Source organism: Pseudoalteromonas sp. S2755, from assembly GCF_005886535.1.
Taxonomy (GTDB): domain Bacteria; phylum Pseudomonadota; class Gammaproteobacteria; order Enterobacterales; family Alteromonadaceae; genus Pseudoalteromonas.
Genome location: NZ_PNDS01000061.1, coordinates 1 through 5,528, shown reverse-complemented (window position 1 = coordinate 5,528; position 5,528 = coordinate 1). Strand labels below are relative to the sequence as shown.

Here is a 5,528-nt window from a genome sequence, read left to right as displayed (position 1 = left end):
AAATTGGCCGGTGTGTGCGGTTCAATCTTATACTGTTAATTAGAATTTTTAAATCATCACTTAGTCGATTACAGCTGATTGATGGTTGCATGATGTAATATCTCTGTATCTGTGGCTCTATGGGGATTTTGGTATCGATGGGGGGAATGTCATCATCTGAGCGAACAGGCCCACCAGGTAACCCCCAGTAGCAGACTTTTTCAAACGGTGACATTCTGAGTTTAACTTTGCCTATCTGCGGGCAGGCATTCAGCGCGTTATCAAATCGCACGATAACCTTACCTTTGCGAGGATGGTTTACTCGGTAGCAAATATATGCGCGTTCACTCGGCCCGTAATGGATGCAAAGTGCGGTTTCATGTTGCGATGCTTCGTGCCAAACCTGAGTTGCCTCAACGTACTTTGCCTGTCCTTTACTCCAGTTAAATTCACTTTCCTTTGTGATAACCAACATACAGCTTTTCCAACCTGTATTTACTTGCTGCTCAATAGCCGCTTGGTTTGCATGCCAAAGTAAGGAAGTCTCTCTGTGAAGTACAGCTGCGTTCGCCCAGCCCATTTGATAAATTGTGTCTAGTGAGAACGCGTTGGTGTATTGCAACGCAACCAGCACGGCATAGTTATCGTTATTTGAGTAAGCGACATCAAAATAAGCCGTGACTTCCTTGTCTTCAATCGGTTGAGTTGTGCCACCGCCAAATCGAACAACCAGCGGACTGGTATAGCTATTTGCAGGTGTCGTAAACCTAACCTGTATCATTCACCAGTTCCTGGTAATGATGCTTGCACTCTATCAACGGTTTCAGCGTTAAACTGAGGCGGAGCGCCATTTTTTCCATCATCAAATATGGTAACCGTCAACAATGGGTCAACGGTGTACTTTAGTGGCGTAGTAATAGTGACCGTTGGGTTTTCAGTAACTGGGGCATGCCAGACAACTGAAAGATCATTTCTGTTTTGTACTAGCACACGTGTTGAGCTTGAGTCTAGGTCGAGCTCTAGAACCCCTAAATTCTGCACATAATAGGGAGGAACTTTTTTCAGCTTATACACTACCACTGCTCCATATTTATCCAGACATGACTGCAATTAACATCGGTTGAATGCAGTTGAAAGTATTTGTGGCCTTCAATGATTAACTCTTGTGGCCAATATGAGTCTTTATTTAAGCCACGCATAATGTTAATCATGCCTGGCATATAGCCTCTTAAAGGCGGTGAAAATGTATCAATAATGGCTGGTATATCGTCAGTTGCTTCACTGCATATAGGTACAGGGGCCATGCCGAGGACATGAGGCTCTGAAGAATGAACATGTGTTCTACTTCTAGGAAAAGTAAGCCTGGGTTGATAAATATCAAACGCTTCAGAGTTGTCGGCATGATATATTTTCACTCCAGAAGTACTTCTTGATGAGCTAAAGCTCCTTGTAATGTAACCTAAACAATCGTCCCAAGAGATAGAATCATTATCACTGCTTGTTGCAGAGTGAAAAGCAATAAAGGCTCCTGCGTCATAGTCCAGCTCAGATTCAATATCTCCAACGAATATTTCACCTTGAGAAAAGTTTTGAGTAGATATTTTATCTTTAGGGTGCGATGAGTTTTGGGATTCGCTAACATTACTAAGGATTAAATAAAATGCTGTGCTTGTACCAATAATAACCCAAGCCTTAGTATTGCTGTTACTGGACTCAGGATGATTAATGGCTTGATAAAACCCCGGGTGATGTGGTGTTTCTGAGTCAACAAAGGATTTCGCAGCCTGAAAGTTAAGGCCTTTTGAGCGAGGGAAGCTGGCTTCCCAAGCGCCATTGTACGGCCAAAACCGCACCATGCCACCGCTACCGCCGTTTGTCGTATCGTTTTGATAAACCACACCATTGGCGTCATCAAATACTTTTGACCAACCCAACGGCTGTTTAGCACCATACCCATTTACTAAGCACGCATCCAGCACTGCCTTGATTTGGTTGGCCGTACCGTACGGCTCAGTGATTTGTGGTGCACCATCGTCATCCCATCTATATACAGTTACTGGTGTTGGCATTAATCTTTACTCCCTCTAAATCCGAGCGTGGATTTGTCGTATTTAATTTCGGTGTGTCCAGGGCTTACCGAGCGCGTGACCATAATTGGTTTGCCTGCCGTGGTGGTTTCAAATAAAAACGCTTCACCTGGATTCAATCCAGACCCTAACGCTTCTTTGCGTAGAACAAAAAATGGTGAGCCTGCATTGGCATTAATGGGCGTGCAGTCGCTGGTAATGTCGCCGTTATAAATGGTGCCTACATGCTCGCCCACAACATAAAACGCAGTCGTGCTGGTAAATACAATGGCCCAGCGCTGGGCAATAGTGCCAAGGTTACTTAACTCAATTGGGTATTGTGTGGTGTTGATTGCGCTTGATGCCGGAGAGCCAAAATCACCAAAGTTAGTACTCCAAGCACTCAGGGTTCGCTCGTCTTTAGTTAGCGCTTGTAGGTCTCCAAGTACGTAAGTGCTTGAGACCGTTGCGCCAACGTCATATGTTCGCTTAAGTGGTGAGAGTATTTTGAGCGTGTCGCCGTCGATTGCATCCACTAAGACCAACTCACTCAAGACGGTGGTTATGATGAACGGGCCGGAAAAGTTGACTATTCCAGACTTAATTGTGACTTTGCCAGTGGCCTTGTCATAACTGTAATTGTCATCATTGGCGCTATAGAGCGATAGCCCCTCATTATCAACAATATCTACCCAGTTAGCGTCAACGGTTACCGTTAACTCTTGGCCATTGCTCAGTGTTGCGTGTTGGGTTCGGTTACGGTCTTGAACGCACACTAGATTAAACTCATGAAATATCGGCACATAGCCACCTTCAGGCAGTTTGCTGCGGTCAATGCCACCAGGTGGGCTAGGCACATTAATCTCGGTGACTTCGTCATAGTCGTAGCTTATAGAGTCTTGCAGTACATCCACGGTAAATTGAAGCTCAACGACTCCTGTACTGTTCACTGAACCAGAGATATTGGTGCCAGTAATGTTTCCATTGTCATCGCTTGATGCACTGAACTCTACACCTGCTTCTGACTTTGCGCGGATATAGATACTACTTCTGGAAAACTTGGATGATGGCAAGCTAAATTGTAGTTCACTCAATGTGAGTGGTTTGCGTTGAATTAGCGCACCAAGTTCTTCGGATACCGTCCCTTGGTAATCAATGGGTTCAATTTCAGTTATTACACCAGTATCATAGTCAATGCGGGCAATGACATAACCGGAGTGGATGAAGCGGCCTATACCATCGTCAGTAATCACCTGCGAAGAGCCTTGCTTTTTCAATCGAACGGTTTTTGGTACAACGGTTTCTGTGCTACCTAAATTCAGGCCTTGGCCATCCGAGAATGAATGAAAACGAAAGTCTTGGTTCGACAAGTAATAAAGCCAAAGAAAGTCACCCTCGAACACAAAGTGGCCAGGTGGCAGGCTACCAGAAACGGTTGTCCCCGATAGGGTTGAGTTATTTACGGTATAAGTTATTTTGTCGTAATAATCACCAGGCCCATTGTTATTCCCTCGATAAAAGCGATACTGCAAAAAGCGGTTTGCGTTGTAACTCTGTAAAATGTCAGGTACGTCGATATTGTATTCACTGAGATTGCCAAAGCTCTCGACTTTCTTGTACTTATAAATAGTTTCCGTTGCAGGTCTTAAACCTTGTTTGGTTTCAACACGCTTAACGGTTGGTGCGAGAGAGCGTTGTACTTCTTTTAGCTTTAGAGTGAGATCTCCTTGCTGGTATGGCGCAACTAGATTGCTGAGGCCGTGGTACTTGGTCGTGCTGGCAGTCATTAACGCCAACATATCATCGAGCAGCGAGTCGTCTCGTAAATCTGGAGACTCAACCAGTAGCGTGCTGACCAGCGGATCTGCTGGTTGGTCGGCAATAAACACATGTGCATCCGATAATTTTGTTGCGTCATCAGTTGCAACAGCGGGGTAAAGCTTGACCAAATCAAAGGCGCTGCGCGCATGGTCGACGTCGCTGATTGAGCTAAACACATCGTTCAATTTACCGCTTATCACTGCGTTATTGGTGCGGTGGCCACCTGCATTGGGTGCGCTGCCAAGCCGCTGGGGCTTAAATATTTTAAGGTGACTTCTTAACATGGTTACACCGTTTTTAGTCGTAAGGTTATGTTTTCAAAATAGTCAGGCTGAGCATCTGAGTAATAACTAACGGCGCTACCTGTACAGGGCTTTTGACTGTGGTCCCAAACCACGGTGTATACCGTGCCACGTATCGATATATCAAACGCGGTTAGCGTGGTTCGGCTATGGTCAAATAGTGCAATGTAGGCACTCGCAGTCTCCAGCACACTCTCAATTGTGATAGGCCGACCAGGTAGCAGCGTTTTTTCAATATGTGAGGCACCGTTTAATGCAAGCTCAGTTTGCTCAGCAACGGCTTGATAATCGTGCTCATCTGTCCACACGGCGTGTGGTAGTTCTATGGCGTTAATTACTATCATTGGGCGTTACTCAATTGTTCAAGTTCGTCTAAAAGCTGGTCTCGAATGGTGGTGTATAATTCTGCAGTGTTACCACTGGGCAGTTTGAGTTCCAGCACAATGCGTTTACCGGATTGCTGGCCTGTCAGCAGGGTTAGCAATTTATCAAGTTTGCCATTAACGGCATCACTCAGTGGCGAGCTAATGTTTGGCCTAGTCGGTACGGGGTTTGGGCTGTAATACTCAGTGTTTTCACGCGGTGTGATTGTGTTTGAGCGTGTGGGATTACGCTTGGCACTGGCAACTTGTTTGAGCGATTCACGCTGGCGGTCAATTAAATCTCGCAGCGCGCGTTTTTGTTCGCCATCGATATAAACGAGCTGTTTAAATATCCGGTCATAAATTTTGGATAGTTCTGACGTTGATGTGGATGCGTTAATTGCACGCTCAAACTGCGCGTACTGTTGCTGCTGCATTTTCTCGCGCTCGCGACGGGCGCGCTCTGCAATTACCTCTGCACTTTCAAAGCGGTATGCCGCACCTCTCCCTGTTTCATACTTATCTTGGTAATCAACAATTTGCTCAACCGTTGGGCGGTTGCGGTTTTGATAGTTACTCATGCTGGTTGCAGCACGGTTGGCGCTTTGGCTTACACGCTCTAACTCTTCTTTTTGTTGGCGTAAGCTTTTTAAGGAGCGCTCATTAGCTTTTGTTGCATCTTCAGTTGCCCGGGTTCCTCGCTTGGTTGCATCCGTAGCTGCATCCTGAGCATTCTTAAAATCACCGAGCAAGTTATTTACCACAGATAAGATTTGGCTAACTCGGTCTTTTTTGTGCTGGTAGTCTTCAGCTGACAACGCACCAACTTGGTACTGTTGATTAACTTGGGCAAGTTCTTGTTCAAGTTTACGCTGTTCAAGACTTAACTGTTGCAAGCTTTTGGTTTCTAGCTCTCGTACGCGAGCTAGGTCGGCTTCTTGCTCTACCACCAACCCTGTTTGATGGTTAAGGGCAGCTTGCGCCTTTCGCTTTTGCTC

Annotated in this window: 4 protein-coding genes and 2 pseudogenes; all 6 read right to left on the bottom strand. The window is 45.6% G+C overall.

Annotated elements, in window-relative coordinates; genetic code table 11:
* Positions 1–760, bottom strand: a pseudogene (locus CWC03_RS11665) (hypothetical protein); the annotation flags it as partial.
* Positions 757–1,053, bottom strand: a complete 297-nt coding sequence (locus CWC03_RS11660; protein WP_138582078.1) for a hypothetical protein — start codon at positions 1,051–1,053, stop codon at positions 757–759. The pseudogene CWC03_RS11665 and the gene CWC03_RS11660, both read right to left, overlap by 4 nt.
* Entirely contained in the window at positions 1,053–2,048 is a 996-nt protein-coding gene (locus tag CWC03_RS11655) for a hypothetical protein (protein WP_138582077.1), read from the bottom strand. Before CWC03_RS11655 ends, CWC03_RS11660 begins: the two co-directional genes overlap by 1 nt.
* Positions 2,048–4,150: a hypothetical protein gene (locus tag CWC03_RS11650; protein ID WP_138582076.1), complete on the bottom strand. Its 2,103-nt coding sequence runs from the start codon at positions 4,148–4,150 to the stop codon at positions 2,048–2,050. The genes CWC03_RS11655 and CWC03_RS11650 overlap by 1 nt, the downstream gene beginning before the upstream one ends.
* A 2-nt stretch (positions 4,151–4,152) precedes the next feature.
* Entirely contained in the window at positions 4,153–4,512 is a 360-nt protein-coding gene (locus CWC03_RS11645) for a hypothetical protein (RefSeq protein ID WP_138582075.1), read from the bottom strand.
* A pseudogene (locus tag CWC03_RS11640) lies at positions 4,509–5,528 on the bottom strand (tape measure protein); the annotation flags it as partial. The pseudogene CWC03_RS11640 and the gene CWC03_RS11645, both read right to left, overlap by 4 nt.